At 68.2% G+C, this 23,857-nt stretch carries 18 protein-coding genes; 4 read left to right on the forward strand and 14 right to left on the reverse strand.

Features of this window, described 5'->3' with window-relative positions:
- Positions 1-59 precede the first annotated feature (59 nt).
- On the forward strand, positions 60-1,088 hold the full coding sequence (locus BMZ43_RS08700; RefSeq protein ID WP_093252482.1) for a GGDEF domain-containing response regulator: 1,029 nt from the start codon (positions 60-62) through the stop codon (positions 1,086-1,088).
- 18 nt (positions 1,089-1,106) lie between these two features.
- Here BMZ43_RS08700 and BMZ43_RS08705 read toward each other — a convergent pair whose 3' ends face one another.
- A complete protein-coding gene (locus BMZ43_RS08705; RefSeq protein ID WP_017642241.1) occupies positions 1,107-2,021 on the reverse strand; it encodes a diguanylate cyclase domain-containing protein in 915 nt (304 codons plus the stop codon).
- 6 nt (positions 2,022-2,027) lie between these two features.
- Positions 2,028-8,597: a response regulator gene (locus tag BMZ43_RS08710; protein ID WP_256562898.1), complete on the reverse strand. Its 6,570-nt coding sequence runs from the start codon at positions 8,595-8,597 to the stop codon at positions 2,028-2,030.
- A gap of 205 nt (positions 8,598-8,802) precedes the next feature.
- On the opposite strand from BMZ43_RS08710, the gene BMZ43_RS08715 reads away from it, so the two are divergent.
- Positions 8,803-10,908, forward strand: a complete 2,106-nt coding sequence (locus BMZ43_RS08715; protein WP_093252490.1) for an NAD(P)/FAD-dependent oxidoreductase — start codon at positions 8,803-8,805, stop codon at positions 10,906-10,908.
- On the opposite strand, the gene BMZ43_RS08720 is transcribed toward BMZ43_RS08715, so the two are convergent.
- The 10 genes from BMZ43_RS08720 to ccmA form a co-directional block, all read right to left on the reverse strand.
- A complete protein-coding gene (locus tag BMZ43_RS08720) occupies positions 10,834-11,412 on the reverse strand; it encodes a hypothetical protein (protein WP_093252495.1) in 579 nt (192 codons plus the stop codon). The two genes, BMZ43_RS08715 and BMZ43_RS08720, sit on opposite strands and share 75 nt — an antisense overlap.
- Positions 11,413-11,757: 345 nt before the next feature.
- Positions 11,758-12,945 (reverse strand): c-type cytochrome biogenesis protein CcmI, encoded by a 1,188-nt coding sequence (gene ccmI, locus BMZ43_RS08725; RefSeq protein ID WP_093252498.1) that lies wholly within the window; start codon positions 12,943-12,945, stop codon positions 11,758-11,760.
- Positions 12,942-13,391: a cytochrome c-type biogenesis protein gene (locus BMZ43_RS08730; RefSeq protein ID WP_017642237.1), complete on the reverse strand. Its 450-nt coding sequence runs from the start codon at positions 13,389-13,391 to the stop codon at positions 12,942-12,944. Before BMZ43_RS08730 ends, ccmI begins: the two co-directional genes overlap by 4 nt.
- Positions 13,388-13,921, reverse strand: coding sequence for a DsbE family thiol:disulfide interchange protein (locus tag BMZ43_RS08735; protein WP_017642236.1), 534 nt, complete (start codon positions 13,919-13,921; stop codon positions 13,388-13,390). Before BMZ43_RS08735 ends, BMZ43_RS08730 begins: the two co-directional genes overlap by 4 nt.
- Entirely contained in the window at positions 13,921-15,882 is a 1,962-nt protein-coding gene (locus BMZ43_RS08740; RefSeq protein WP_093252503.1) for a heme lyase CcmF/NrfE family subunit, read from the reverse strand. The genes BMZ43_RS08735 and BMZ43_RS08740 overlap by 1 nt, the downstream gene beginning before the upstream one ends.
- A complete protein-coding gene (gene ccmE, locus BMZ43_RS08745; RefSeq protein ID WP_093252507.1) occupies positions 15,879-16,334 on the reverse strand; it encodes a cytochrome c maturation protein CcmE in 456 nt (151 codons plus the stop codon). The genes BMZ43_RS08740 and ccmE overlap by 4 nt, the downstream gene beginning before the upstream one ends.
- Entirely contained in the window at positions 16,331-16,507 is a 177-nt protein-coding gene (ccmD, locus tag BMZ43_RS08750; RefSeq protein WP_064308939.1) for a heme exporter protein CcmD, read from the reverse strand. The genes ccmE and ccmD overlap by 4 nt, the downstream gene beginning before the upstream one ends.
- Positions 16,504-17,250: a heme ABC transporter permease gene (locus tag BMZ43_RS08755; RefSeq protein WP_017642232.1), complete on the reverse strand. Its 747-nt coding sequence runs from the start codon at positions 17,248-17,250 to the stop codon at positions 16,504-16,506. Before BMZ43_RS08755 ends, ccmD begins: the two co-directional genes overlap by 4 nt.
- Before the next feature lie 10 nt (positions 17,251-17,260).
- The gene (ccmB, locus tag BMZ43_RS08760; RefSeq protein WP_017642231.1) at positions 17,261-17,932 is read right to left on the reverse strand and encodes a heme exporter protein CcmB; all 672 of its coding nucleotides are present in this window, start codon (positions 17,930-17,932) and stop codon (positions 17,261-17,263) included.
- The gene (ccmA, locus tag BMZ43_RS08765) at positions 17,929-18,534 is read right to left on the reverse strand and encodes a cytochrome c biogenesis heme-transporting ATPase CcmA (protein ID WP_093252510.1); all 606 of its coding nucleotides are present in this window, start codon (positions 18,532-18,534) and stop codon (positions 17,929-17,931) included. The genes ccmB and ccmA overlap by 4 nt, the downstream gene beginning before the upstream one ends.
- A gap of 107 nt (positions 18,535-18,641) precedes the next feature.
- On the opposite strand from ccmA, the gene BMZ43_RS08770 reads away from it, so the two are divergent.
- Positions 18,642-20,216: a flagellar hook-length control protein FliK gene (locus BMZ43_RS08770; protein ID WP_093252513.1), complete on the forward strand. Its 1,575-nt coding sequence runs from the start codon at positions 18,642-18,644 to the stop codon at positions 20,214-20,216.
- On the forward strand, positions 20,213-20,527 hold the full coding sequence (locus BMZ43_RS08775; RefSeq protein ID WP_017642228.1) for an EscU/YscU/HrcU family type III secretion system export apparatus switch protein: 315 nt from the start codon (positions 20,213-20,215) through the stop codon (positions 20,525-20,527). Before BMZ43_RS08770 ends, BMZ43_RS08775 begins: the two co-directional genes overlap by 4 nt.
- Positions 20,528-20,641: 114 nt before the next feature.
- On the opposite strand, the gene mazG is transcribed toward BMZ43_RS08775, so the two are convergent.
- Together mazG and relA are read right to left on the reverse strand one after the other, a co-directional pair.
- Complete coding sequence (gene mazG / locus BMZ43_RS08780; protein WP_093252515.1) at positions 20,642-21,487, reverse strand: nucleoside triphosphate pyrophosphohydrolase; 846 nt, start codon at positions 21,485-21,487, stop codon at positions 20,642-20,644.
- Between the two features lie 68 nt (positions 21,488-21,555).
- A complete protein-coding gene (relA, locus tag BMZ43_RS08785; protein ID WP_093252518.1) occupies positions 21,556-23,796 on the reverse strand; it encodes a GTP diphosphokinase in 2,241 nt (746 codons plus the stop codon).
- Positions 23,797-23,857: the final 61 nt, after the last annotated feature.

Consider the following 23,857-nt stretch of genomic DNA (forward strand, 5'->3'; position numbering starts at 1 on the left):
GGGATTGGCCAAGGTGAGACGCGGGATGCCTGACCCCGCCCGCACAAGGACTCGCAGTAATGGCCACGAATGAGGGCAGCACTCTGGACAGCCTGACCGCACCCAAGGTACGCCTGCTGCTGGTAGACGATCAGTTGATCATCATCGAAGCCCTGCGGCGGATGATCGCGGATCAGCCCGATATCGAGCTGCATTACTGCCTGGATGCCCACCAGGCGGTCAACATGGCCCTGCAACTCAAGCCCACGGTGGTCTTGCAGGACCTGATCATGCCCGAGATCGACGGCCTGGAAACGGTCCGACGGTTCCGTGCCGAGCCGGGGCTGCGCGACGTGCCCATCGTGGTGCTCTCCTCCAAGGAAGATCCCCAGGTCAAGGCGCAGAGTTTCGCCACCGGCGCCAACGACTATCTGGTCAAGCTACCCGACAAGCTGGAGCTGCTGGCGCGGGTGCGCTACCACTCCGAGGCCCATGTCCTGCGCGCCCAGCGCGACGAGGCCTTTCGCTTCCTGCGCGAGAGCCAGCGCCAGCTCGCCGAGGCCAATATCCAGCTGCAGAAGCTGGTGGCCATCGACAGCCTCACCGGCATCAACAACCGGCGTCATTTCGACCAGACCTACGAAGGCGAATGGCTGCGTGCCCGGCGCAATCGCCAGCCGCTCGCCCTGCTGCTGTGCGACGTCGACCACTTCAAGCGCTACAACGACACCTATGGTCATCTCAGCGGCGATCTCTGCCTGAAGAAGGTGGCGGCGGTGCTCACCGAACAGCTCAAGCGCCCGGCCGACCTGGTGGCCCGCTACGGTGGCGAAGAATTCGCCATGGTATTGCCGGAAACCGATGCCGAGGGCGCACGCAAGGTCGCCGAAGGCTGTCGCGCAGGGGTCGAGCGGCTACAGGTCGCCCACTCCAGCAGCGACCTGGGCTTCGTCACCATCTCCATTGGCGTCGGCAGCATCCAGCCGCAAAGCGGCGACGATCATGAAGCCTTTATCGAACGTACCGACCAGGCGCTGTACCAGGCCAAAGCCGAAGGCCGCAACCGGGTGCATCTGGTCGAGGGCAGCGGCAAGGACCTTCCAGCCTAGGGACGCGGCGGCACCGACCTAGAAGCTGCGACTGACCAGGCGATCACGCCCCTCTGCCTTGGCCTGATAGAGCAGGTCGTCGGCGGCCTTGAGTAGACCGTTCGGGGTCTGCTCGGGGGTCGGATTGCAGCAGGCCAGGCCCATGCTCATGGTCAACCAGAGGCGATCCTCGGCCAGCGGATGGGCGATGCGCAGTTCGGCGATGCCCTGCCGACAGCGTTCCAGCACCGCTTCCGCGGCCGTGCGCGAGGCGCCGGGTAGCAAGAGCACGAATTCCTCGCCGCCGTAGCGCGCCAGGCAATCGCGCTCGCGGATGCGCTGCTCCAGCACCTGGGCGACCCGCGCCAAGGCCTGATCCCCGGCGCCATGGCCATGGGTATCGTTGTACTGCTTGAAGTAGTCGATATCGAGCATGGCGATGGCCAAGGCGCCGCGCCGGCTGACCGCCAGCTGCCACTCGATGGTCAGCTGCTCGTCGAAGCGACGGCGATTGCCCACGGCGGTCAGCGGATCCATGTGCGCCAGCTGTTCGAGCAGCCGCCGCTGGCGGGCCAGTTGCAGGTGCAGCCGCACCCGCGCCAGCACCGCCAGCGGATTGAAGGGTTTCTGGATGAAGTCGCTGGCGCCCAGTTCGAAACACTCCACCTCGCGATGCAGGTCGTTGGCCGCGGTGATGAAGATCACCGGGATGGCGCTGGTCTCGGCGCGGCGCTTGAACAGCTGGATCAGCTGCAGGCCGTCGATGCCGGGCATCACCACGTCCAGCAGGATCAGATCGGGGTGTTCGCGGGCGGCCTTGGTCAGGGCCTGGACCCCGCTCTTGGCCAGCATGATGCGCGCCTCATCGCGCAGCAGGTCGCCGAGGACACGCAGGTTGCTCTTCTGATCGTCGACGATGAGGATCAATGGCAGGTCGGGACGACGCCCCTCCATGGGCAGTTATCCCGACCGTTGTCCGGCCTGCCGCACCCGCCGCAGCAGATCCGCGGTGGCATCGGCGGCATGCTCGAACTCGACGTCATTGACCCACTCACGGATGCGCACCAGATCGGCGCTGTGGGGGGTGCTCACGCAGGCGCGCAGCAAGAGGTCGAGCAGTTCCTCGGCGGCGAAGTCCGACGTCTGCAGCAGTCCGACCAGGCGTTCGAGCAGGGCCTCCAGTTCCTCGACGGTGGCTTCCTCGTCACCCGCGACCTCGACCAGGATCTCGTCGAGGGACGCCAGGCAGCGCTCGGCTTCGGCGTGCAGGCGGCGCACGTCCTCGCCGATGGGCTGGGCCAGGCGGATCCGGTTGGTCAGGCGTTGCGCTGCTTCCTGCAGGGCGATGGCACCGACATAGGCGGCGGTGGCCTGCAGGCCATGGGCGCACTCGAACAACGCGGTGACATCGTCCGCTGCCCGCCAGGCAGCGATCCGCCCCGGCAGTTCGGCCTGTTGCACGCGGAAATCCCGCATCAACTGCTCATAGAGTTCGGCGCTGCCACGCAGCAGGCGCAACGCCGACTCGGGTTCGAGCGCCGCACTGGCACGGGCACGCGCCAGCACGCCGGCCTCCTTGATCTCGACCACCTCCTCCACCGCCTTGCGCTCGGCGCGCTGCAGCTGTTCGAGGTTGGCCCAGGCGGCGATGATGCGAAACAGCTCGGCGGGATCGAGCGGCTTCACCAGGTGATCGTTCATGCCGGCCTCCAGGCAGCGCTCCCGATCGCCCGGCAGGCCGTTGGCGGTCATGGCGATGACCGGCAGCCCGGCCAGCGCCGGGCGGGTGCGCAATTCGCGGGTGGCCGATAGGCCGTCCAGGCGCGGCATATGGACGTCCATCAGCACCAGGTCATAGCGCTGCCGTTCCAGCTGGTCCAGCGCGGCCTGGCCATCTTCGGCCACCTCGATGAGGATGCCGCTGCCCTGCAGGAAGCCGATGACCACCTGGCGATTGATGGCGTTGTCGTCCACCAGCAGCAGGCGAATGCCCTGCAGATCCACCACGCTCTGGCCCACCGTCGGGGTGGCGACCGGCGCCAGTCCCAGACCGGCCAGCAACCGCTGCACCGCGGGACCGGTGACGGGTTTGTCGAGGAGTTCCAGGCCGCCCAGGTCTTCGCCCAGGCTACGCACCTCTTCCGCCTCATAGGGCGAGGCCAGCAGGGTCAACGCCAGCTCCGGCTGCCGGGCACGCAGCTGACGCGCCAAGGCCAAACCGTCTTCGGTGCCCAGGCGCCAGTCGACGATGGCCAGCTCGAAGACCGACGTGGCCATGGCCGCCAGGGCCTGCTGGGTGGATTCCGCTTCCACCACCTGCATGCCCAGTTCGCGCAGGCGCTGCCCCAGGGTCCGCCGGGCCAGGCCGTGGTCGTCCACCAGCAGGACCTGCCGGGAGGTCTGGCTGAGCGGCCGCTCGGGCTCGCCCACCACCGGCAGGGTCAGACGCAGGGTGAAACAGGAGCCCCGCCCGGCTTCGCTGTGGACCTCCAGGGTGCCACCCATGAGCTCGGTGAGCTGGCGGGAGATCGCCAGGCCCAGTCCGGTACCGCCGTAGCGGCGGCTGATGGAGCCATCCGCCTGGGTGAAGGGTTGGAAGAGTTGCGCCTGCTGGGCTTCGGTCAGACCGATGCCGGTGTCTTCCACCGCCAGGCTGAAATGGGCGCGACCGGCTTCGCAGATGGCGCCGACGCGAATCAGCACATGGCCCCGCTCGGTGAACTTGACCGCATTGCTCAGCAGATTGACCAACACCTGCTGCAGGCGCAGCGGATCGCCTTCCAGCGCCAGGGGAATGTCCGGACCGCAATCCAGCACCAGCTCGACGCCCTTCTCGTGGGCCTTGAGGGCACAGAGGTTGAGGGTCCGTTCGAGCACCTTGGCCAGGTTGAAGCCCAGCTGTTCGAGTTGGGTACCGCCGGCCTCGTTGCGCGAATAGTCGAGGACGTCATTGATCACGCCCAGCAGGGTCTCGCCGGAGTCGAGGATCTTGCCGACGTGACCACGCTGTTCGCTGGACAGCCGCGTGCCCAGGGTCAGGCGACTGAGGCCGATCACCGCGTTGAGCGGGGTGCGGATCTCGTGGCTCATGGTCGCCAGGAACAGCGACTTGGCCGCCGCCGCCTCCTCGGCGCGAATGCGCGCCTGGTCCAGCTCGCGGGTGCGTTCGCCGACGCGCTGCTCCAGGGTCTCGTAGATCTGCGCGTGCTCCAGGGAGATCGCCGCCTGGGTGGCCAGGATCCCCAGCACCTGCAGGCGTCCCGGGGTAAAGGCCTGGGCCAGCAGGTTGTTTTCCAGATAGAGGATGCCGATCAGGCGACCCTGGCGCAGGATCGGCAGGCAGCAGACCGAACGCGGCCGGCGCGCGCGGATATAGGCGTCGCGGACGAAGCGGCCGGCGCGGGCGGCGTCATCGAGAATCACCGGTTCGCGCTGCCGGATCACCTGGGACACCAGGGTCAGGGGCACCAGGCTTTCGCCGGACTCCTGTTCGTTCAGGGACAGCGGCAGGCTCTGCAATACCTGAGGCTCGGTCGCGCCGCTGCAGACCGAGGCCTGCACCAGCCAGCGACCGCCTTCGGGCAACAGCAGCAAACCGTGCTGGGCTCCGCCCTCCTCCAGGATGATGCGCATCATCCGCGCCAGCAGCTGGTCCAGCGCCAGTTCGTTGGAGATGGTCTGCAGCGACTTGAGCACCGACAGCCAGTCCAGCCGCATCATCTCGCTGGTGGATTGGCCCTGAGTGCGCTGCACGGTCAGGGCATTGGTCTCGGCGGCGCGCAGCCAGTGCGGGAATTCGTTTTCCAGCGCCTGGACCTTGGCCACGGCGCCCCAGTGCAGATAGCTGCGCTGGGCATCCTGCAGGTAGGTCCGGGCGATCCGCGGACGCTGTTGTTCCAGCCAGAACCGCCCATAGAGTTCCTCGACCAGCGCCGCGCCCTGGCGGAAGCCATGCAGCCGCGCGGATTCCAGGGCCTGCTCGTAGAGGTCCATGGCGGCCTCGACGCGGCCCTCGCGGCGCGCCCGCTCGGCCGCCACCAGATCGCGCTTGTGGGCGAAATTTTCCGGGCAGTGCGCCGCCCAGCCGCTCAACCGCTCCTGGGCGGCCTCGATCTTGGCCAGCGCCTCGCCCGCCAGTTCGCCCTCGGCGAGCAGGATCAACGCCTGGTAGAAGGCGTGCTCGGCGATGCTGAACCAGCCAAAGCTCGCCGCCAGCGAAGCCTCCATGGCCTCGGCGTGCTGCCGTGCCTGGGGCAGTCGGCGAAACAGCAGCGCCGCCTGCATCTTGTTGAAGTCGTAGTAGTTCAGACAGAGGACATGACCGCTGTCCTGCATCTGCCGCACCAACGCCGCTTCGTCCTGGCCCTCCTCGTCCCAGGTCGCCTGACCCGGGGTGAGGCCCTGCAGCAGGCGCAGCGACTGGCGCAGGATGGTGAAGATCTCCAGGGTATTGGGATCGCCGACCCCCAACAGGATCCGCTCGACCTCCGCGGTTTCCCCCAGGATGTCGTCGAGCGGCGCGCCGGCGTGCTGCAGGTGCTTGAGAATGTGGAAGGCGCTGTAGGCGGTGAAGATGACGTCGCCGGTACGCTGACCGGCCGCCAGGGCCTCGCGCAGCAGGGCGACATTGTCCGCGATGGGGGTCGACCAGGGACTGTTGGTCACCGCGAACATGGTGTAGACCTTGCACTTGAGCGGCAGATTGCCGGTGCGATCCACCAGGTCGACGGCCAGCCGCCCGACCTGGTAACCCAGTTCGTAGCGGCCATGGAAGGCTGACAGCAACGAGCCGTAGTTGGCGTAGCCGAAGGGCGAGAGATCGCCATTGCCGTACTGGATCGACAGCTTGACGATACGCATGACCGCCAGCAGGCTCATGGGCAGGTCGACGTTGATCGCCGGGCCCCAGAGCAGGCCCAACAGGCGGATCAGCAACTGGGCACGCGGGTCTTCCATGCGCGGCAGATCGAGTAGCGCCGCGGGATGGCGCTCGGCGAGCCAGGCCTCGACCTCGGCACTGTCGCTGCCGATGGCCTGATTGATGTCGTCCGGTGCCTCTGGCCAGGGCTCGCCCAGCACCTGAATGCCGGCCTTGGCCACGGTCAGGGCTTCGGTGAAGCGCCCGAGGCCGCTGTAGAGGTCGATCTGCAGGGCGCGGACCCCGGCTTCTTCGAGGGTGGTGCGGGCGCGTGGCAGCAGCAGTTCGCAGATGCGCAAGGCTTCGTTGGCATCGCCACAGAGGTGCGCGACCTCGGCCCATTCCCGATGCAGCTGGAACAGCAGCACATGGCGGGTCTCCCAGGCGCCGGCGTCGATCAGCGCGACCGCCGTGCGCAGAAAGGCCTGGGCGGCCGGATAGGCGTTGGCCTGGCGCGCCTTGCGCGCGGCGTCCAGATTGAGCTCCAGCAGCTGCAGCCGCTCGGCGGGCGTCTCGATCAGCGCCAGGGCTAGGTTGAGGTGACTGACCGCGTCCAGCCGCGCGGTGCTGCCTTCGGCGAGGTACAGCTGACCGGCGCGCAGGTGGACCCGCTCGCGCTCGGCAGGCGCCAGCAACGAGTGGGCGGCATGACGCACCTGATCGTGCAGGAAGCTGTAGTGCGTGGGCGTGTGCTCGCCCACCTGGCCGCCTTCGGGTTCGGTGAGCAGCCCCTCCTGCACCAGCGCCTGGCAAAGTCGGCGGATATCCGCAGGGGATTCCGCCATCAGCGCGGCGAGGCGGTCGCTGGAGAAATGAGTGCCCAGGCAGGCTGCCCATTGCAGCAACTGCGAGGTGGCGGTCGGCAGGTCCTTGAGCTTGCCGACCATGAAATCGACGACGTTGTCGTAGACGTCCAGTGCCTGGAGCCGGGCCAGTTCCCAATGCCACTGGCCGGTCTCGCCATCGAATTCCAGCAGGCCTTCCTGTTGCAGACTGCGCAGCAGCTGTTCGATGAAGAAGGGATTGCCGAGGGTCTTGTCCAGGCAGAGCCCGGCCAGGGCCGCCTGGTCCGCGGCCGGCGCCGGCAGCAGTTCGGCGATCAGCCGCTCGATCTCCACCCGCGACAGGGGACCCAGCGACAGGGTGCGGATCAGGGCCGCGCCCAGCAGCCGCTCCAGGCCGCTGCCGGACAGTTGCTCTTCCCGCAGGGTCGCCACCAGCAGCAACGGACCCTGGTCGGCACGGGCCAGCAGGCGCTCGATCAGTCGCAGCGAAGCACTGTCGGCCCATTGCAGATCGTCCAGCCACAGCAGCAGCGGACGGGTATCCGCGGCAAAGGCCAGCAGCAGCGCGATCACGGCTTCGTCGAAGCGCTGCTCGGCCTGCTGCGGCGGTAATTCGGCCACTGGCGGCTGGGGACCGAGCCAGGCGGCCAGCTCCGGGGACACTTCGGTCAGCACCCCGGCGTTGCCGCCCAGGGCCTCGACCAGGCGAGCGGCGAAGGGCTCCCCCAGGGTCTGGCCGATTTCCACCAGTTCGCGCAGCGCCTGGCGCAGGGCGCCATAGGGCACGCCGCTGCCAAGGGTCTCGAACTTGCCATGGGCGAGCAGCACCCGCTCGCCCTGGCGGCGGACGAAGGCCTGCACCAGCGCCGACTTGCCCACCCCGGAAGGGCCGCTGACGAAGACGGCTTCGATCCGGCCCAGGGTCGCCCGCGCCAGCGCCTCTTCCAGCAGCCGCAGGGGGGCTCCGCGGCCCTGTAGGGTGCGTACCGGTACCAGTCGCGCGGGCGGATCCTGCTCGCCCAGGGCGAAGGGGCTGCGTTCACCCGCCTGATGGGCCGCCTGGCAGCGCTGCAGATCGCGCAGGATGCCGAAGCAGCCCTGATAGCGCTCTTCGGCGGCCTTGGCCATGAGCTTGTCCACCAGCGCCGCCAGCATGGGCGGTACCGTCGGCACCCGCTCGACCAGCGAGGGCGCGCGCATCGCCAGGTGCGCGTGCACCAGTTCCAGGGGGTCCTGGGCGCGAAACGGCGGCTCGCCCGCGAGCATCTCGTAGAAGGTCACGCCCAGGGCATAGAAGTCGCTGCGATAGTCCTGGTGACGTCCGGTCCGGCCGCTCTGCTCCGGCGCCAGATAGGTCAGCGAGCCCTCCAGGCGGGCGTCGCCGCCCTTGACGGCACCAAAGACGGTGGCGATGCCCAGATCGGTCAGGCGCAGACTGCCCGTGGTGCAGTTGCAGACGATGTTGCGCGGATTGAGGTCGTTGTGGGCGATGCGCAGCCGGTGCAGCCGGGCCAGGGCGCGGACGATGGCCAGCGCCCAGTCGAAGAAGTCGTCCAGCGCCAGCGGCCCGGCGGCGAGCAGCTCGGCCAGGTCGGTACCACCGATGTCTTCGAGTACCAGTACCTGGCGGCCCTGGAATTCCAGCAGTTCCAGGGCCGCGCTCACCGCGCCGCTGGCGCTGGCGCGCCGGGTCAGGTCGAACTCATGGCGCAACCCGGCCTGGGCCTGGGGCGTCGGATAGTCGGCGGCCAGCTGCTTGAGGATCACCGGCTGACCATCGGCCAGGCGCGTGCCGCGGTAGATCAGGGCATGGCGACTTTCGCTCACCTGCGTCTTGCAGCTATAGCCTGGAATCCTCAACACCGCGCTCGCCTCGATCCTCGGCCAACCGGGCACACCGGGTCAGCACCTCAACTATTTCCGTTGCCTTGCTAAAGTCCCAAGGGAACTTTTCGATAAAGTGATATTACCTTAGCCATCACTTGGCATTCGTCCACTGGTGCAACAATTTGCACACTTCGGAGCAATAGGCATGGAAGCTATCCCTTCTGTCCGCAAGATCGCCATTCTGGGTGGCGGCGTGTCCGCCGTCACCGCCGCCTTTCGTATTACGAGCGAGCCCAACTGGCAGGAACGCTATCAGCTCACTCTCTACCAGCAGGGCTGGCGACTCGGCGGCAAGGGCGCCAGCGGGCGCAACGCCGAAGACCACCAGCGCATCGAGGAACACGGCATCCATGTCTGGTTCGGCTTCTACTACAACGCCTTCCATAGCCTGAGGCAGTGTTACGAGGAGCTGGACCGACCCGCCGGCGCGCCCCTGGCGACCCTCGACCAGGCCTTCTTCCCGCATTCCCATACCGCCTTCGCCGACAACTTCCAGGATCAATGGACCACCTGGCCCATCGACACCCTGGCCCTGCCCGGCAAGCCCGGCGAGGGCTGGAACCCCAAGCCGTTCATGGGCGCCCTCGGCGATCTGCTGGAGTGGCTGCTACGCCTGGGCGAGGTGGACGATACCCCGCCAACCGCCGCGCCGACCGGCCTGTTCGCCCGCCTGCGTGCGCACTGCCGCGAGGAATTGCAGGAGCTGGCCCTGGACGAAGCCGAGCGGCACCTGCAGCGCGCGCGCACGGAATTGCCCGACGGCGTCGATCATCCGTTGCTGTTGTGGCTCCTGCGCAAGGCACGCAGCCTCCTAGGCGAGATCCTGCACGAACGCAGCCAGACCCAGGTCGGCGCTCACCGGTTGTGGCTGCTGATGGATTTCGGCCTGACGGTACTTATCGGCATGCTCGCCGACGAGGTCTATTCCAAGGGCTTCGAGATGCTCAACGCGGAAACCTTCCAGGCCTGGCTGAGCCGCCATGGCGCCAGCGCCGCGACCCTGGACGGCGCCGTGCTCAAGTCGCTGCATGGCGGCATCTTCGCCTATCGCGACGGCGATCTCGCCCAACCCGATGTCGAGGCCGGCACCGTGCTGCGAGCGGCGCTGCTGGCCCTGACCACGTCGAAGGGCTCCTTCATCTGGCGCATGCAGGCAGGCATGGGCGACGTGGTCTTCGCGCCCTACTACGAGGTGCTGGCCAAGCGAGGCGTGAACTTCAAGTTCTTCCATCAGGTGACCGGTATCGAGGCCGCCGACGAGGGCCAGGGACCGCGGGTGACCCGCCTGCAGATCCAGCGCCAGGTATCGCTCAAGCAGGAGCCCTACCAGCCCCTGGTGGACGTCAAGGGCCTGCCCTGCTGGCCTTCGGCGCCGCTGTGCGCGCAGATCTCCGACGACGTCGCCCAGCGGTTGCAGGAGCAGCACATCAATCTGGAGTCCAACTGGAGCGGCTGGTCGGGCGTTGAACAACTGGAACTGCAGGTCGACCGCGACTTCGACGAGGTGATCCTGGGTATTTCCGTCGCCGGTCTGGCCGATCTCTCCCCCAGCCTCTGCGCCCTGGATCCGGCCTTCGCCCAGATGACCCGGGCCGTCGCTACCGTGGCTACCCAGGCGGTGCAGCTCTGGCAGGATCGCGACGTCTGGCAACTGGGCTGGACCGGCTCGCCCCAAGGCGGCCAGGCACCGGAACTGCTCGGCTTCGCCGCCCAGGCGATGGATTCCTGGGCCGACGTCAGCTATCTGGTGGCGCGCGAAGACTGGTCTAGCGGCACCCCGCCCCAGGACATCAGCTACTTCTGCGGCGTCTTCGCTGCCGACGCCGCGCCCCCCATCGGCACGCAGAACGACTATCCCGCGCGCCAGGCAGCCCGGGTGCACCAGGCCTTCATCGACTTCATGAACGGCAACCTGCGCGACTACTGGCCGGACGCCGGGACCGACCAGGGTTATCGCTGGGAATACCTGCTGGCTCCCGCCACGGTCAGCGGCGTGGCGCGCTTCGACTATCAATACTGGCGCGCCAACGTCGACCCCAGCGAACGCTATGTGCAGAGCGTGGCCGGCAGCAGTCGCTATCGCCTGGCGACCGACGGCAGCGTCTGCCGCAACCTCTATCTGACCGGTGACTGGATCCGCAACGGCTTCAACATGGGCTGCGTGGAATCGGCGACCCTATCCGGCCTGCAGACCGCTCGTGCCGTCCTCGGCCACCGCGAGATCCTGCCCGGCGAGGACGCCTTCCAGTGACGCCACCGCCTGGGCCGTCGCGTAGACAGCGCAGCGGTCCAGGGCGGGCGGATAGGCGGGTTGGTCGCCATCCAGGTAATTCAACAGCTCGGGGGCCTGATTCCACTCGGCGGCCTCCCGGTACAGCTTGCGCAATTCCAGGCGGATCCAGCCGTCCATGAGACGCACGCCCAGCTCCTCGATGCCCAGGCCATGCCCTTCGATCACCTCGCGATCGGCCTCGGTGAGGGGATAGTGCGGCGGATAGAAGTCGGCCAGGCTGACCAGCAACTTTACCGAGAAGCCACGCGGATCGGCCAGCAGCGCGCCCAGCTCGGCAAACAGCGTCGCCTCCTCCACCAGCGCCTGGGCGAACATCAGCCGATACAGGGTGATGTTGAGAAACAGCTGACCCACCGCGTTTTCCGCGCGGGCGTCCTCCTGATGCAGGGCGAAACCGGCCAGGATGGAGGCATTGTGCGCCCGGTACCAATGGCGCGGCGTGGGATCGGCGATAAAGGTCAACCAGCAGCGCGTCGGATAGGGCGCCTGGCAGCTGATAAGTCGCCAGGCAGCCCGCCAACTCGGACAGGTAGATGAAGTGCAGATTGACGTTGCGCCACCAGGCGCTGCCCGTCACCGGATCCAGGACGCCAGCCTGGATTTCCCAGTCGAGAAAGGCCAGTTCCGAGTCGCCATAACTCAGACCATCGTTATCGGCGTCGCCGAAGCTCCTGTAGAAATCTTCACGGACCGCCCGCCGCCTGGCGGGCAGATTCTCGATCTGGCTACAGAGTTCGGTGGTCGCGGCGACGGCGTCTTCGTAGGTATACATGGCGTCCTTGCTCTGATTGTCGACATCCTGCGCGATCATGGCGTAATGGCATCGTCGGCTTCCACGCGCAATAGGCTGAACGTACTAGAAGAGCGTTCCAGCGGACGCCCCTCCAGACGCCAGTCCCCATTGAGCGGATCACCGCTGCGGGCGATGACCACCACCGGTCGCACCTGGCGATAGTCGGACAGCTTGCGCTGGGGCAGCATGGCATCGCCGTCATCCAAGCGCACCCGGCGGGGCAGATCGGCGACCCGCAGCCGCCGTACCGCCAGCGGCGGACCGGGCTGATCCACCGCCAGCGCCAGCACGAAGACACTGTCCTCGGGCCGCACCCGCTGCGCCACCGCGGGCGACAGACTGACCTCCACCTCCAGCCCCGGCGTGGTCAGCACCTGACCGGCGGCCCGCGCCGCGCGCTCCGCCCGGGCGACCCCTTCGGCCAGGGTGCCGCGCAGGGGATCGGCCGGCGGCAGTACGGCGACCAGGCGCTGCCAGTAGCCTGCCGCATCGGCGTAGGCGCCCCGCTCGTAGGCGGCCATGCCCAGCAGTCCCAGGGTGGTGGGCTCACCGGGATTGGCGGCCAGGGCATCGTCGGCCAGCGCCTGGGTGCGGGCATCCAGCGTGCGGCCCGCGGCGAAGAAACGGGCCTGGGCCAGTTGGCCGAGGACCTCCGCCCGCCGGCCATCACGCGAGATGACCTGTTCGAAGGCCGCTACCGCCGCCTGGTAGCGGCCCAGGCCGGCATAGGCACGCGCCAGCAGATACCAGTTGTCGGCCGCCTGGGGTTGCAGTCGCGTCGCCGCTTCCAGATCGGCCAGCAGCGCCTGGGGCGACGCTGGCGGCGTAGCGAGGCGCTGGCTCAGCTGCAGCGCCGGCCAGGCGCCAAGCAGCAGATAGAGCCCCAGGGCCAGGACCGGGCCGCCCAGGGCGACCGCGACACCCAGGCGCCGGCCCTGGCGCAGCGGCGAAGAACCCTCGGCAGGACTGTCGGCGAGCAGGCTGCGGCCCGCCTCGGCTTCGGCCAGCGCCAGGGCCTGGATGTCCAGCTCCCCCCGTGCGGCCCGCGCCCGGGCATCGGCCAGGCGTTCCTGATAGAGGGTACGATTGAGCACCGCCCGCTGATCCGCCATGACACGTCCACCGCGCAGCAGCGGCACCAGCAGGATCAGCACCGCCAGGATCAGCAGCAATCCCGCCAGCCCCCAGAAGGTCAGTATCACGGCTCCTCCTCCGCCTGCAGCTGCGCCAGTCGCTGGCGTTCGGCGTCACTCAGCGTCTGCTCCGGGCGGCGGCGCCGCGTCAGGACCAACAACAGCCCGGCCCCAGCCAGCAGTGCCAAGCCCGGCAGCAGCCAGAGCAGCAGGGTGCGGCCCTCGAAGGGCGGCCGGTAGCGGATGAATTCGCCGTAGCGCTGCTCCAGGTGGGCGATGATCTCCTCATCGCTCCGCCCGGCCGCCATCAGGCGCTGGATCTCGCGACGCAGATCGCCGGCGATGGGCGCATTGGAATCGGCCAGGTCCTGGTTCTGGCACTTGGGACAGCGCAGTTCGCGGGTCAGCGCCTGGAAGCGCGCGCGTTCGGCGTCGTCGCGAAAGCCATAGGGGTCGATGGCCGCCTGGCTCAGGGTCGACCAGACCAGCAACAGGAGCAGCCAGCCGACCCTCATGGCGTCGCCACCAGGGCTCGGTAGCGCGGCCCGAGGTCTGCGTCCCAGACGCGCTGATCGACCACCCCGACATGGCGATAGCGCACCACGCCGCGGGCATCGATGAGAAAGGTCTCGGGCGCGCCATAGACGCCCAAGTCCAGGCCCAGCCGGCCTTCGTCGTCGCGGATATCGAGCTGGTAGGGATCGTGGAATTCCGCCAGCCAGCGCCGAGCGCTGGCATTGTCGTCCTTGTAGTTGATGCCGTGGATCACCACGCCCTCGGCCTTGAGTCGAGTGAGCACCGGGTGCTCTTCCCGGCAGGCCACGCACCAGGTGCCCCAGACATTGACCAGCGCCGGGCGGCCGAGCAGATCCTGCCGGGTGAACAGTCGCTCATCCTGCACGCCCGGCAAGGAAAACGCCGGAAAGGGCTGGCCGACCAGCGCCGAAGGCAGCGCCTGGGGATCGCGATGGAGCCCGCGAAAGAGCAAGCCGGCCAGCACCAGAAAGGCCAGCAGTGGCAGGCAGAGCAACAGGCGACGGCGCATCAGGCGGACTCCGTGGCAGCGACAGGGGAAGACGAGCGCCGGCGGCGATAGCGCGGATCGGCCAGGGCCAGCAGGCCACCCAAGGCGGTGAGCAGGCCGCCGAGCCAGATCAGCCGGACGAAGGGCTTGATTTGCAGGCGCACGGCCCAGACGCCCTCCCCCAGCGGCTCGCCGAGGGCCACATAGAGATCGCGGGTCAGGCCGGCATCGATGGCCGCTTCGGTCATGACCGCGCCACTGGCCAGATAGCGGCGCTTCTCCGGGGTCAGCAGGGCGATCACCCGCCCCTCACGCTCGACCTGCAGCAGCGCACGCTCGGCGGTGAAGTTCGGCCCTTGGTAATGCTGGGTCCCGGCGAAGCCGAAGCGATAGCCCTGCAGCTCGACATGCTCGCCCGGCGCCAGGCGCAGATCGCGTTGCACATCCAGCTGGCTGGCCAGCACCACGCCCAGGGCCAGCACCGCCAGGCCCAGGTGCGCCAGGTGCATGCCCCAGTAGCTGCGCGGCTGGCTGCGCAGGCCACGGCGCCAGCCCAGCGCCAGCACCTTGCCCAGCACATCGCGCAGCGCGGTCAGCAGGATCCAGGCCGCCAGCGCCAGCACCGCCAGGATCCCCGCCCTGGGCTGGTCCAGCCACCAACCGGCGAGTCCGGCGAGCACGGCGCAAGCCAGCAGGATGGGCGCCAGCAAGCGGGCCAGCCAGCGCCCCGGGCTGCTTTTCCAGCGCACCAGCACCCCGACGCCCAGCGCCAGCATCAGCAGCGCCATCAGCGGCACGAACAGCAGGTCGAAATAGGGCGGCCCCACCGACAGCTTGGCACCCGTCAGGCTGTCGATGATCAGCGGATAGAGGGTGCCGAGCAGCACCATGGCAGCGGCGGTTACCAGGATCAGGTTGTTGATCAACAGCAAGGCCTCCCGGGAGGCCAGGCCAAAGGACGCCGAGCCGCCGAGCGCCGGTGCGCGCCAGGCGAACAGCGCCAGCGAACCGCCGACCACCAGCAGCAGGAAGGCCAGGATGAAGACGCCGCGAGTGGGATCGCTGGCGAAGGCGTGCACCGAGGTCAGCACCCCCGAGCGCACCAGAAAGGTCCCCAGCAGGCTGAGGGAAAAGGCAGCGATGGCCAGGAGCACCGTCCAGCCCTTGAACAGGCCGCGCTTCTCGGTCACCGCCAGGGAATGCAGGAGCGCCGTCCCTACCAGCCAGGGCATGAAGGAGGCGTTTTCCACCGGATCCCAGAACCACCAGCCCCCCCAGCCCAGTTCGTAATAGGCCCACCAGGAGCCCAACACGATGCCGCAGCCGAGAAAGGCCCAGGCCAGCAGCGTCCAGGGCCTGGCCCAGCGCGCCCAGGCAGCGTCCAGCCGACCTTCCAGCAGCGCTGCCACGGCGAAGGCGAAGGCCACCGAAAAGCCCACATAACCCATGTAGAGCAGGGGCGGATGCAGGATGAGACCCGGGTCCTGCAATAGCGGATTGAGATCGTTGCCCTCCCGCGGAAATTGCGGCAGCAGGCGCGCGAAGGGATTGGAGGTGGCGACCAGAAAGGCCAGGAACCCCGTGGCCACCAGCCCGAGGATACCCAGCATCCGCGCCAGCAGGGCCTGGGGCAACTGGCGCGAGCAGACGGCCACCGCCAGGCTCCAGCCCGCCAGGATCAGCGCCCAGAGCAGCAGTGAGCCCTCGTGGGCGCCCCAGGTGGCGCTGACCTTGTAGTACCAGGGCAGGCGACTGTTGGAGTTGGCCGCCACATAGGCCACCGAGAAGTCGTCCTGGAGAAAGGCCCAGATCAGGGCCGCAAAGGCCAGCGCCAGGAACAGCCACTGGCCAAAGGCGGCCGGGCGCGCCAGCCGCATCCAGTCGACCTGACCGCGCCAGGCGCCCAGCAGCGGCAAGGTGCCCTGCACCAGGGCCATGGCCAGCGCCAGCAGCAGACAGAGTTGCCCCAGTTCCGGGATCATGGCGCCGGCCTCGCGTCGTCCAGTGGCCGCCCGGCCTGGCGCAGTGCCTGGCTCACTTCGGGCGGCATGTATTTCTCGTCGTGCTTGGCGAGGATCTGGTCGGCCACCAGGCGGCCTTGGTCGTCGAGTCGGCCCAGGGCCACCACGCCCTGACCTTCGCGGAACAGATCCGGCAGGATGCCGGCATAGCTCACCCACACCTCGCGCTGGAAGTCGGTGATGACGAAGCTCACCGCGAGGGAATCCGCGGCGCGCACCAGGCTGCCCTGCTCCACCATGCCGCCGGCACGGATGCGGGTGTCCCGCGGTGCCTCACCCTGGGCGATCTGGCTCGGGGTATAGAAGAGGTTGATGTTCTGCTGCAGGGCGCTGAGGGCCAGCGCCACCGCGCCCCCCACCCCCAGCAACAGCAGCAGGATCCACAGCAGCCGGCGACGACGAAGCGGATTCATGGCCGCCGCTCCCGTAACCAGCGCTGGCGCAGTTCCCGCTGCAGCCGGCGACGCGCCCGCCAGCCGTGCAGCAGCAGGCCGCCGAGGATGACCAAGGTCAGGCCGAAGGCCGGCCAGACATAGAGGCCATGACGCCCCATGCCAAGGGTTTGCGCCCAGTCCACGCCGCTCACGCGCCCTCCTCGCCCAACTCCAGGCGCACCCAGCGACTGCGCCATTCGCGCCTGAGCACCTCCAGGCGCATGCGCTGCAGCAACACGCCGGCAAAGAACAGATAGAACGCCAGCACCATCACCAGCAGCGGCAGCCACATGGCCGCGGGCATCGGTGGACGCTCCACCAGGCTGAAGGTGGCCGGCTGATGCAGGGTGCTCCACCACTCCACCGAATACTTAATGATCGGCAGATTGACCGAGCCCACCAGCGCCAGGATGGCGCAGGCCCGGGCGGCGCTCTCGCGATGGTCGATGGCCTGCCCCAGGGCGATCACGCCCAGATAGAGAAACAGCAGCACCAGCATCGAGGTGAGCCGGGCGTCCCAGATCCACCAGGTGCCCCAGGTGGGAATGCCCCACAGCGACCCGGTAGCCAGGGCGATCACCGTCATCCAGGCGCCGATCGGCGCGGCCGCGCGCAGAGCCACGTCGGCCAGCTTGAGGCGCCAGACCAGGCCGACGGCTCCGGCGACCGCCAGCAGCAGATAGCAGGACTGCGCGAGAAAGGCGGCCGGCACATGCACATAGAGGATGCGAAAGCTGTCGCCCTGCTGGTAGTCCGGCGGCGCCAGGAACAGCCCCCACACCAGACCGACGGCCAGCAGCAGTCCGGCCAGCGCCAGGCAGGGCCGCTGCAGCCGACCGGCCAGGCGATAGAAGATGGCGGGAGAGCCCAGGCGGTGCAGCCAGGTCCAGTTCATGTCGTCCTCGTCATTGGGCCGCGCCGATGCGCAAGCCGGCGGCGACCGCCAGGGGCGCCAGGGTCAGGGCCAGCAGGGTCAGGCAGCCCAGCCAGAGCAGCAAGCCGGTCACCGGCAGACCCAGGCGCGCCGCGTCCAGGGTGCTGGCGCCCAGGATCAGCACCGGGATCTGCAGCGGCAGGTTGAGCAGCGCCAGCAGCAGCCCGCCACGAGCCAGGCCCACGGTCAGGGCCGCGCCGATGGCGCCGATCAGCGTGAGGGCCAGACTGCCCAGGGTCAGGGCCGCCAGGGTCGCCGGCAGGGCCGCGGCGGGCAGCCCCAGCATCAGCGCCAGCAGCGGCGTCAGGGCCACCAGGCCAAGGCCGGCGAAGCACCAGTGCACCAGCAGCTTGAGCAGTACCAGCAGCGGCAAGGGCTGGGGCGCCAGCAGCCAGAGTTCCAGGGAGCCGTCCTGCCAGTCGCTGCGAAACAGGGCCTCCTGGCCCAGCAGCAAGGCCAGCAGCAAGGCGATCCACAGCAGTCCCGGCGCCAGGGCGGCCAGCTGCTGGCTATCGGGACCCAGCGCCAGGGGAAACAGGGTCACCACCAGGGCATGGAAGGCCAGGGGCGTGAGCCACAGCGCCGGACGGCGACAGGCCAGGCGCCCTTCGCGCCCGAGGATGGCCAGCCAGGCGCCGCTCATCGGCCACCGTCCAGCCAGAGCAGGCGATGCCCCTCGGGCAGGACCTCCAGCTCGCGATGACTGGTCAGCACCAGGGCGCCACCCGCGGCGCAATGCGCGCGCAAGCGCTCTTCCAGCTGGGTGCAGCTGGCGGCGTCGAGGGCGGTGAAGGGTTCGTCCAGCAACCAGAGTCGCGGCGGCGCGGGCAGGTGGAGACGGGCCAGGGCGACGCGGCGGCGCTGACCGGCCGAGAGCTGCCTGCAGGGCTCGTCCGTCCAGTCGGCCAGACCCAGCGCCGCGAGGGCAGCCAGGCAGGCAGCCGGCGTGGTCGGGCGCCAGAGGTTGGCCAGGCTGTAGAGATTTTCCAGCACGGTCAGCCCCTCGGCGATCCCAGGCGCATGACCCAGCCAGAGCAGTTCCGCCGCCGCGGGTCGGCGCACCTCGCCCGCATCCGCCGGCAACAGTCCCGCCAGGATGCGCAGCAGGCTGGTCTTGCCGCTGCCGTTGACGCCACCGATCTGCAGCGACTCGCCTGCCGCCAGGCTCAGGCTCAGGTCGTCGAACAGCAGGCGACCGCCCCGTTCGCAACGGAGCGCGACGGCGTCGAGCAGGGGCTGATTCAAGACAGGCGATCTCACGGCACTAAAGTCGGTCGGGCGCTGGCCGTTAACCCGGCACACGCCCTTGAAGGCGCGCCATTATACACAGGCGATTCCACCGGACCTGCCCGATGACCCCCATCTCCGCGATTCCACCCAGCGTCGGCGTCACGCCCGCCCTGCCCGTCCGGGCCGCGGCGGCGCAGGCGTCGGATGCCGGCGCGCAGATCCTGCAGGCCCTGCAATCCCTCGATGACCTGATACCGCCCGGCAGCACGGCCACCGCCGAGGTGCTCGCCACCCGGCCAGCCGGCCAGAATTTCCAGTTCCTGCTGCAGCTGCAGCTGGCCCAGGGCGGCAGCGTCCTGCTCACCACCCAGAGTCCGACCAATAACCTGCCGGTGGGCAGCCAGCTGCTGGTGAGCACCCTGGGTTCCACCCAGCTGGCGGTGCTGCTGCAGAGCCTGGAAGGCGACGCCCCGCCACCACCGCTGCAGCAACTGGACCTGCGCCAGCTGCCGGTGGGGACCACCCTGCAGTTACGGGTGCTGAGCAGCCTGCTGCAACAGCAGCCCGGCGCAGCACCCACCTACGAGGTGATCGCCAAGGCCCTGAGCTCCAACCTCGAAGGCCGCCAGCTCAAGCTGGAGTCAGCTCGTCCGGTGCCGGTGGGCAGCCTGCTGACCGTGGTGATCAAGGACCGCCAGGAGGTCACGGTGCTGCCCATGGCGCAGCGCCTCGACCAGCTCGACATCGATCGGCAACTGCAGGGCCAGGGACAGCGGCAGCTGTCGATGAACGCCCTGCTGCAATGGCTGGAGGACGTCCCCGAGGCGGAGCTGCCACCGTCGGTGGGCGCCGCGCTCAAGGCGCTGCTGGCCAATCTGGAGCACACCGAGGCGCTCACCACGGCCCAGGGCTGGACCCGCGCCCTGGCCCGTAGCGGCCTGCAACTGGAGCAGCAACTGCTGGAGCGCGGCGGTCCCGATCTCCAGGAAGACTTCAAGGCCAACCTGCTACGCCTGGTGGATCGACTGCTGGCCAGCGTACCGGGCGATGCCCTGCGCAATCCCCAGGTCGCGGCCCAGGCCGCCCAGCAGAATCTGCCCGATGCCCTGCGCCGGGCCCTGGGCGGCGCCGCCACCGCCAGTCGCCAACCCACCGCCCTGGACTTTCCCCTGGGCGAACGCGACGGTCGCGGCCTCAGCGCCGCCAACGCCGAACTCGACGAATTGCTGCAACTGGCCACCGGCGTCATCGCCCGCCTGCAGACCCACCAGCTCGCCAGCCTGGCCCAGACCCAGGTCCTGCCGGACGGCTACTACCTCTCCACCTGGCAGACCGAGATTCCCTGGCGCGATGGCGAGCGCCTCGGTGCGGTGCAGGTGCGCTTCCAGGAGGAACGACCGCCGCCGGATACCCGCGGCGAAGCCCGCGACAGCCTGTGGAAGGTGGAACTGGCCTTCGACCTGGCACCGCTCGGCCCGCTGCAGGTACGGGCACAGCTGGCCAGCGGTCGGCTGTCGAGCGAGTTCTGGGCGGAAAAAGGCGCCACCGCGACGCTGATCGATACCGAACTGCCCCATCTGCGCGACCGGCTGCTGGCCGCCGGCTTCGTGGTCGGCGACCTCAGCAGTCGCCAGGGCCGCCCTGCGCGCCATCCGCGCACCTCTCTCGAACAACGTTGGATCGACGATACCGCATGAGCACGTCCGCCCCCCGCCAGGCCATCGCGTTGTCCTATGACGGCAGCAGTGCACCCATCCTGTCCGCCAAGGGCGACGCCGAACTGGCCGAACTCATCCTGGCCACGGCCCGCGAGCACGAGGTGCCCATCTACGAGAACGCCGACCTGGTGCGGATCCTGGCGCGCCTGGAGCTGGGCGCGGAAATCCCCGAGGCGCTCTACCGCACCCTGGCCGAGATCATCGCCTTCGCCTGGCACCTCAAGGGCAAGTGCCCGGCCCACCTGGCCGACCAGCCGGACCTGTCCTACGGCTGGGAGCGGATGCCGTAGGTTGCGGTTGAGCGCAGCGAAGCCCAACAGCCGGGCTTGGACGACACGTCGAAACCCGTCCAGATCTCGGCAGCGTTGGGCTTCGCTATGCTGAGCACCAACCTACGCCCGGTTTCAGCGACCCTGCAACGAATGCCCGACGACGCCCTTCTCTTCCACCTTGGCGGCGTCCCAGAACGCGTCCATCTCCTCCAGGCTGGCTTCCTGCGGCGTGCGTCCCTGGGCTTTCAGCGCCTCTTCTATATAGCGGAAGCGTCGCTCGAACTTGGCGTTAGCCTGGCGCAGGGCGTCTTCGGCATCGACCTGCAGGTGGCGCGCCAGGTTGACCATGACGAACAGCAGATCGCCCACCTCTTCCGCCACCTGGGCGGCCTGGCCGTTGGCCATGGCCTCGCGCACCTCATCCAGTTCCTCCTGGATCTTGGCCACCACCGGCGTGGCATCGGCCCAGTCGAAGCCGACATTGGCGGCGCGCTTCTGCAGCTTGGCCGCCCGACTCAGGGCCGGCAGCGCGGCCGGTACGTCGTCCAGCAGCGACAGCTGCTCGGGCACCGCGGCCTTCTCCGCACGCTCCTCGGCCTTGATCTCTTCCCAGCGCCGCTTGATGGTCGCCTCGTCCAGCCGTGGCAAGTCCAGGGGGCCATGCAGGTCGCCATCGGGAAAGACATGGGGATGACGCCGCACCAGCTTGCGGGTGATGCCGTCCACCACCTGGGCAAAGTCGAAATGGCCATCCTCACGCCCCAACTGGCTGTAGTAGACGACCTGCAACAGCAGATCGCCCAACTCGTCGCGCAGCTGGGGAAAATCCTGCTTGGCGATGGCGTCGGCGACCTCGTAGGCCTCTTCCAGGGTGTGGGGCACAATGCTGGCGTAGTCCTGGCGCAAATCCCAGGGGCAGCCGTGCCGGGGATCGCGCAACCGGGCCATGAGGTGCAGCAGGTCGTCGAGCTGGTACATGAGTGAATCCTGTCGCTGGAAAAAGCACGAGGCGCCAGAGGCGCCTCGTGGGGCCGTCGTCACACCGCTCAGGCGGTGCGATTACGCCGGGCTTCGATGATATTGGGCAGCTGGGAAATGCGCCCGAGCAGGCGGCCGAGGGCGTCCAGGCCGGGGATCTCGATGGTCAGCAGCATGTTGGCGGTGTTTTCCTCGCGATTGGAGCGGGTGTTCACCGCCAGCACGTTGATCCGCTCGTTGAGCAGGATCTGCGAGACGTCGCGCAGCAGACCGGAGCGGTCGAAGGCCTTGATCACGATATCGACCGGATAGGTCTGCACCGGCACCGGGCCCCAGCTCACCTGGATGGTCCGCTCCGGCTCGCGACTGGCCAGCTGCAGGGCATTGGCGCAATCCTGCCGGTGGATGGTCACACCGCGGCCGAGGGTGATGTAGCCGACGATGGCATCACCCGGTACCGGCTGGCAGCACCCGGCGATCTGGGTCAGCAGATTGCCCACCCCCTGGATCTGTACATCGCCGCGCTTGCCCGGCTTGTTGGTGGGCTTGCGCGGGAGGAGATCGAGGGTATCGAGGCCCTTGTCCGGCTCCACCAGTTGCTGAGCGGCGTGCATCACATGGGCCAGGCGCAGATCGCCGGCGCCCAGGGCCGCGAGCATGTCCTCGGCGCCCTTGTAGTTGACCTTCTCAGCCAGGGTGTTGAAGTCCACCGGCGGCAACGCCAGACGTGACAGCTCGCGCTCGACCATGGCCTTGCCGGCGGCGACGTTCTGGTCGCGCGCCTGGAATTTGAACCAGTGGACGATCTTGGCCCGGGCCCGCGAGGTGTTGACGTAGCCGAGGTTGGGGTTGAGCCAGTCGCGGCTGGGCGAACCCTGCTTGCCGGTGATGATCTCCACCTGCTCACCGGTCTGCAGCTGGTAGTTCAGCGGCACGATGCGGCCGTTGATCTTGGCGCCGCGGCAGTTGTGGCCGATCTCGGTGTGCACCCGATAGGCGAAGTCCAGCGGCGTCGCGCCCTTTGGCAGGTCGATGGCGTGGCCGTCGGGGGTGAAGACATAGACCCGGTCCGGCTCGATGTCGACCCGCAGCTGATCGGCCAGGCCGCCGATGTCGCCCAGCTCCTCGTGCCATTCCAGTACCTGACGCAGCCAGGAGATCTTTTCTTCGTAGTGGTTGGAGGCCGATTTGACGTCGGTCCCCTTGTAGCGCCAGTGCGCGCAGACCCCCAGCTCCGCTTCTTCGTGCATGGCGTGGGTACGAATCTGCACCTCCAGCACCTTGCCTTCCGGGCCGATCACCGCGGTATGCAGGGAACGGTAGCCGTTCTCCTTGGGATTGGCGATATAGTCGTCGAATTCGCGGGGAATATGCCGCCAGAGGGTATGCACGATGCCCAGCGCGGTATAGCAGTCACGCATCTCGGGCACCAGTACCCGCACCGCCCGCACGTCGTAGATCTGGCTGAACTCCAGACCCTTGCGCTGCATCTTCCGCCAGATGGAATAGATGTGCTTGGCCCGACCGCTGAGGTCGGACTTGATGCCAGTGGCGGTGAGTTCGTCCCGCAGCTGCTGCATGACGTCGGCGATGTACTGCTCGCGATCCAGCCGCCGCTCATGCAGCAGGGTCGCGATCTGCTTGTACTGCTGCGGCTCCAGATAGCGGAAGGACAGGTCCTCCAGCTCCCACTTGATATGGCCGATGCCCAGGCGATGAGCCAGGGGCGCATAGATGTCGGCCACCTCGCGGGCCACCCGGTTGCGGCGCTCTTCGGTGGCGTTCTTGACCGCGCGGATGGCACAGGTGCGCTCGGCCAGCTTGATCAGGGCCACGCGGACGTCGTCGACCATGGCCACCAGCATGCGCCGGAGGTTGTCGACCTGGGTCTGGCTGCCCAGCACCATGGACTTGCGCGGATTGAGACTCTCGCTGATCGCCGCCATGCGCAGCACGCCTTCGATGAGCTTGGCCACCACCGGGCCGAAATGCTCGGTCGCCGATTCTAGGGTCGCCTTGCCCTCGCGCACCGCCCGATAGACGATGGCCGCGATCAGGCTGTCCTGATCCAGCTTGAGGTCGGCCAGGATCTCGGCCATCTCCAGCCCGGTATGGAAGCTGGAAGTACCCTCCGCCCAGGTGTGCTCGACCTGGCCGGAATTCTCTTCCGCCGTGCGGGCGAAGCCGCAGGCATCCAGCAAGGCCTCGCGATCGAGATTCGGATCCACGCTCTGGATATGATCCAGCCAGGCGTGGAGGTTGATGCTGCCATCGACGTTGACTGGCTGATGCGCTCTGACCTGTACCATCTACCCCTTCCTCACGGCGTAGCCTTCTCGCCGGATTGGCTCGCATCGGTTGGCGAGCCGT

Origin of the sequence: Pseudomonas sp. Snoq117.2 (genome assembly GCF_900110545.1) — a bacterium.
Taxonomy (GTDB): Bacteria; Pseudomonadota; Gammaproteobacteria; order Pseudomonadales; family Pseudomonadaceae; genus Chryseomonas; species Chryseomonas benzopyrenica.

Bases quoted from the DNA above. Each gene is read 5' to 3' on its own strand.
- BMZ43_RS08700 (WP_093252482.1), top strand. From the start codon at position 60: ATGGCCACGAATGAGGGCAGCACTCTGGACAGCCTGACCGCACCCAAG.
- BMZ43_RS08705 (WP_017642241.1), bottom strand. From the start codon at position 2,021: ATGGAGGGGCGTCGTCCCGACCTGCCATTGATCCTCATCGTCGACGAT.
- BMZ43_RS08715 (WP_093252490.1), top strand. From the start codon at position 8,803: ATGGAAGCTATCCCTTCTGTCCGCAAGATCGCCATTCTGGGTGGCGGC.
- BMZ43_RS08730 (WP_017642237.1), bottom strand. From the start codon at position 13,391: ATGAGGGTCGGCTGGCTGCTCCTGTTGCTGGTCTGGTCGACCCTGAGC.
- BMZ43_RS08735 (WP_017642236.1), bottom strand. From the start codon at position 13,921: ATGCGCCGTCGCCTGTTGCTCTGCCTGCCACTGCTGGCCTTTCTGGTG.
- BMZ43_RS08740 (WP_093252503.1), bottom strand. From the start codon at position 15,882: ATGATCCCGGAACTGGGGCAACTCTGTCTGCTGCTGGCGCTGGCCATG.
- ccmE (WP_093252507.1), bottom strand. From the start codon at position 16,334: ATGAATCCGCTTCGTCGTCGCCGGCTGCTGTGGATCCTGCTGCTGTTG.
- BMZ43_RS08755 (WP_017642232.1), bottom strand. From the start codon at position 17,250: ATGAACTGGACCTGGCTGCACCGCCTGGGCTCTCCCGCCATCTTCTAT.
- ccmB (WP_017642231.1), bottom strand. From the start codon at position 17,932: ATGAGCGGCGCCTGGCTGGCCATCCTCGGGCGCGAAGGGCGCCTGGCC.
- BMZ43_RS08770 (WP_093252513.1), top strand. From the start codon at position 18,642: ATGACCCCCATCTCCGCGATTCCACCCAGCGTCGGCGTCACGCCCGCC.
- BMZ43_RS08775 (WP_017642228.1), top strand. From the start codon at position 20,213: ATGAGCACGTCCGCCCCCCGCCAGGCCATCGCGTTGTCCTATGACGGC.
- mazG (WP_093252515.1), bottom strand. From the start codon at position 21,487: ATGTACCAGCTCGACGACCTGCTGCACCTCATGGCCCGGTTGCGCGAT.
- relA (WP_093252518.1), bottom strand. From the start codon at position 23,796: ATGGTACAGGTCAGAGCGCATCAGCCAGTCAACGTCGATGGCAGCATC.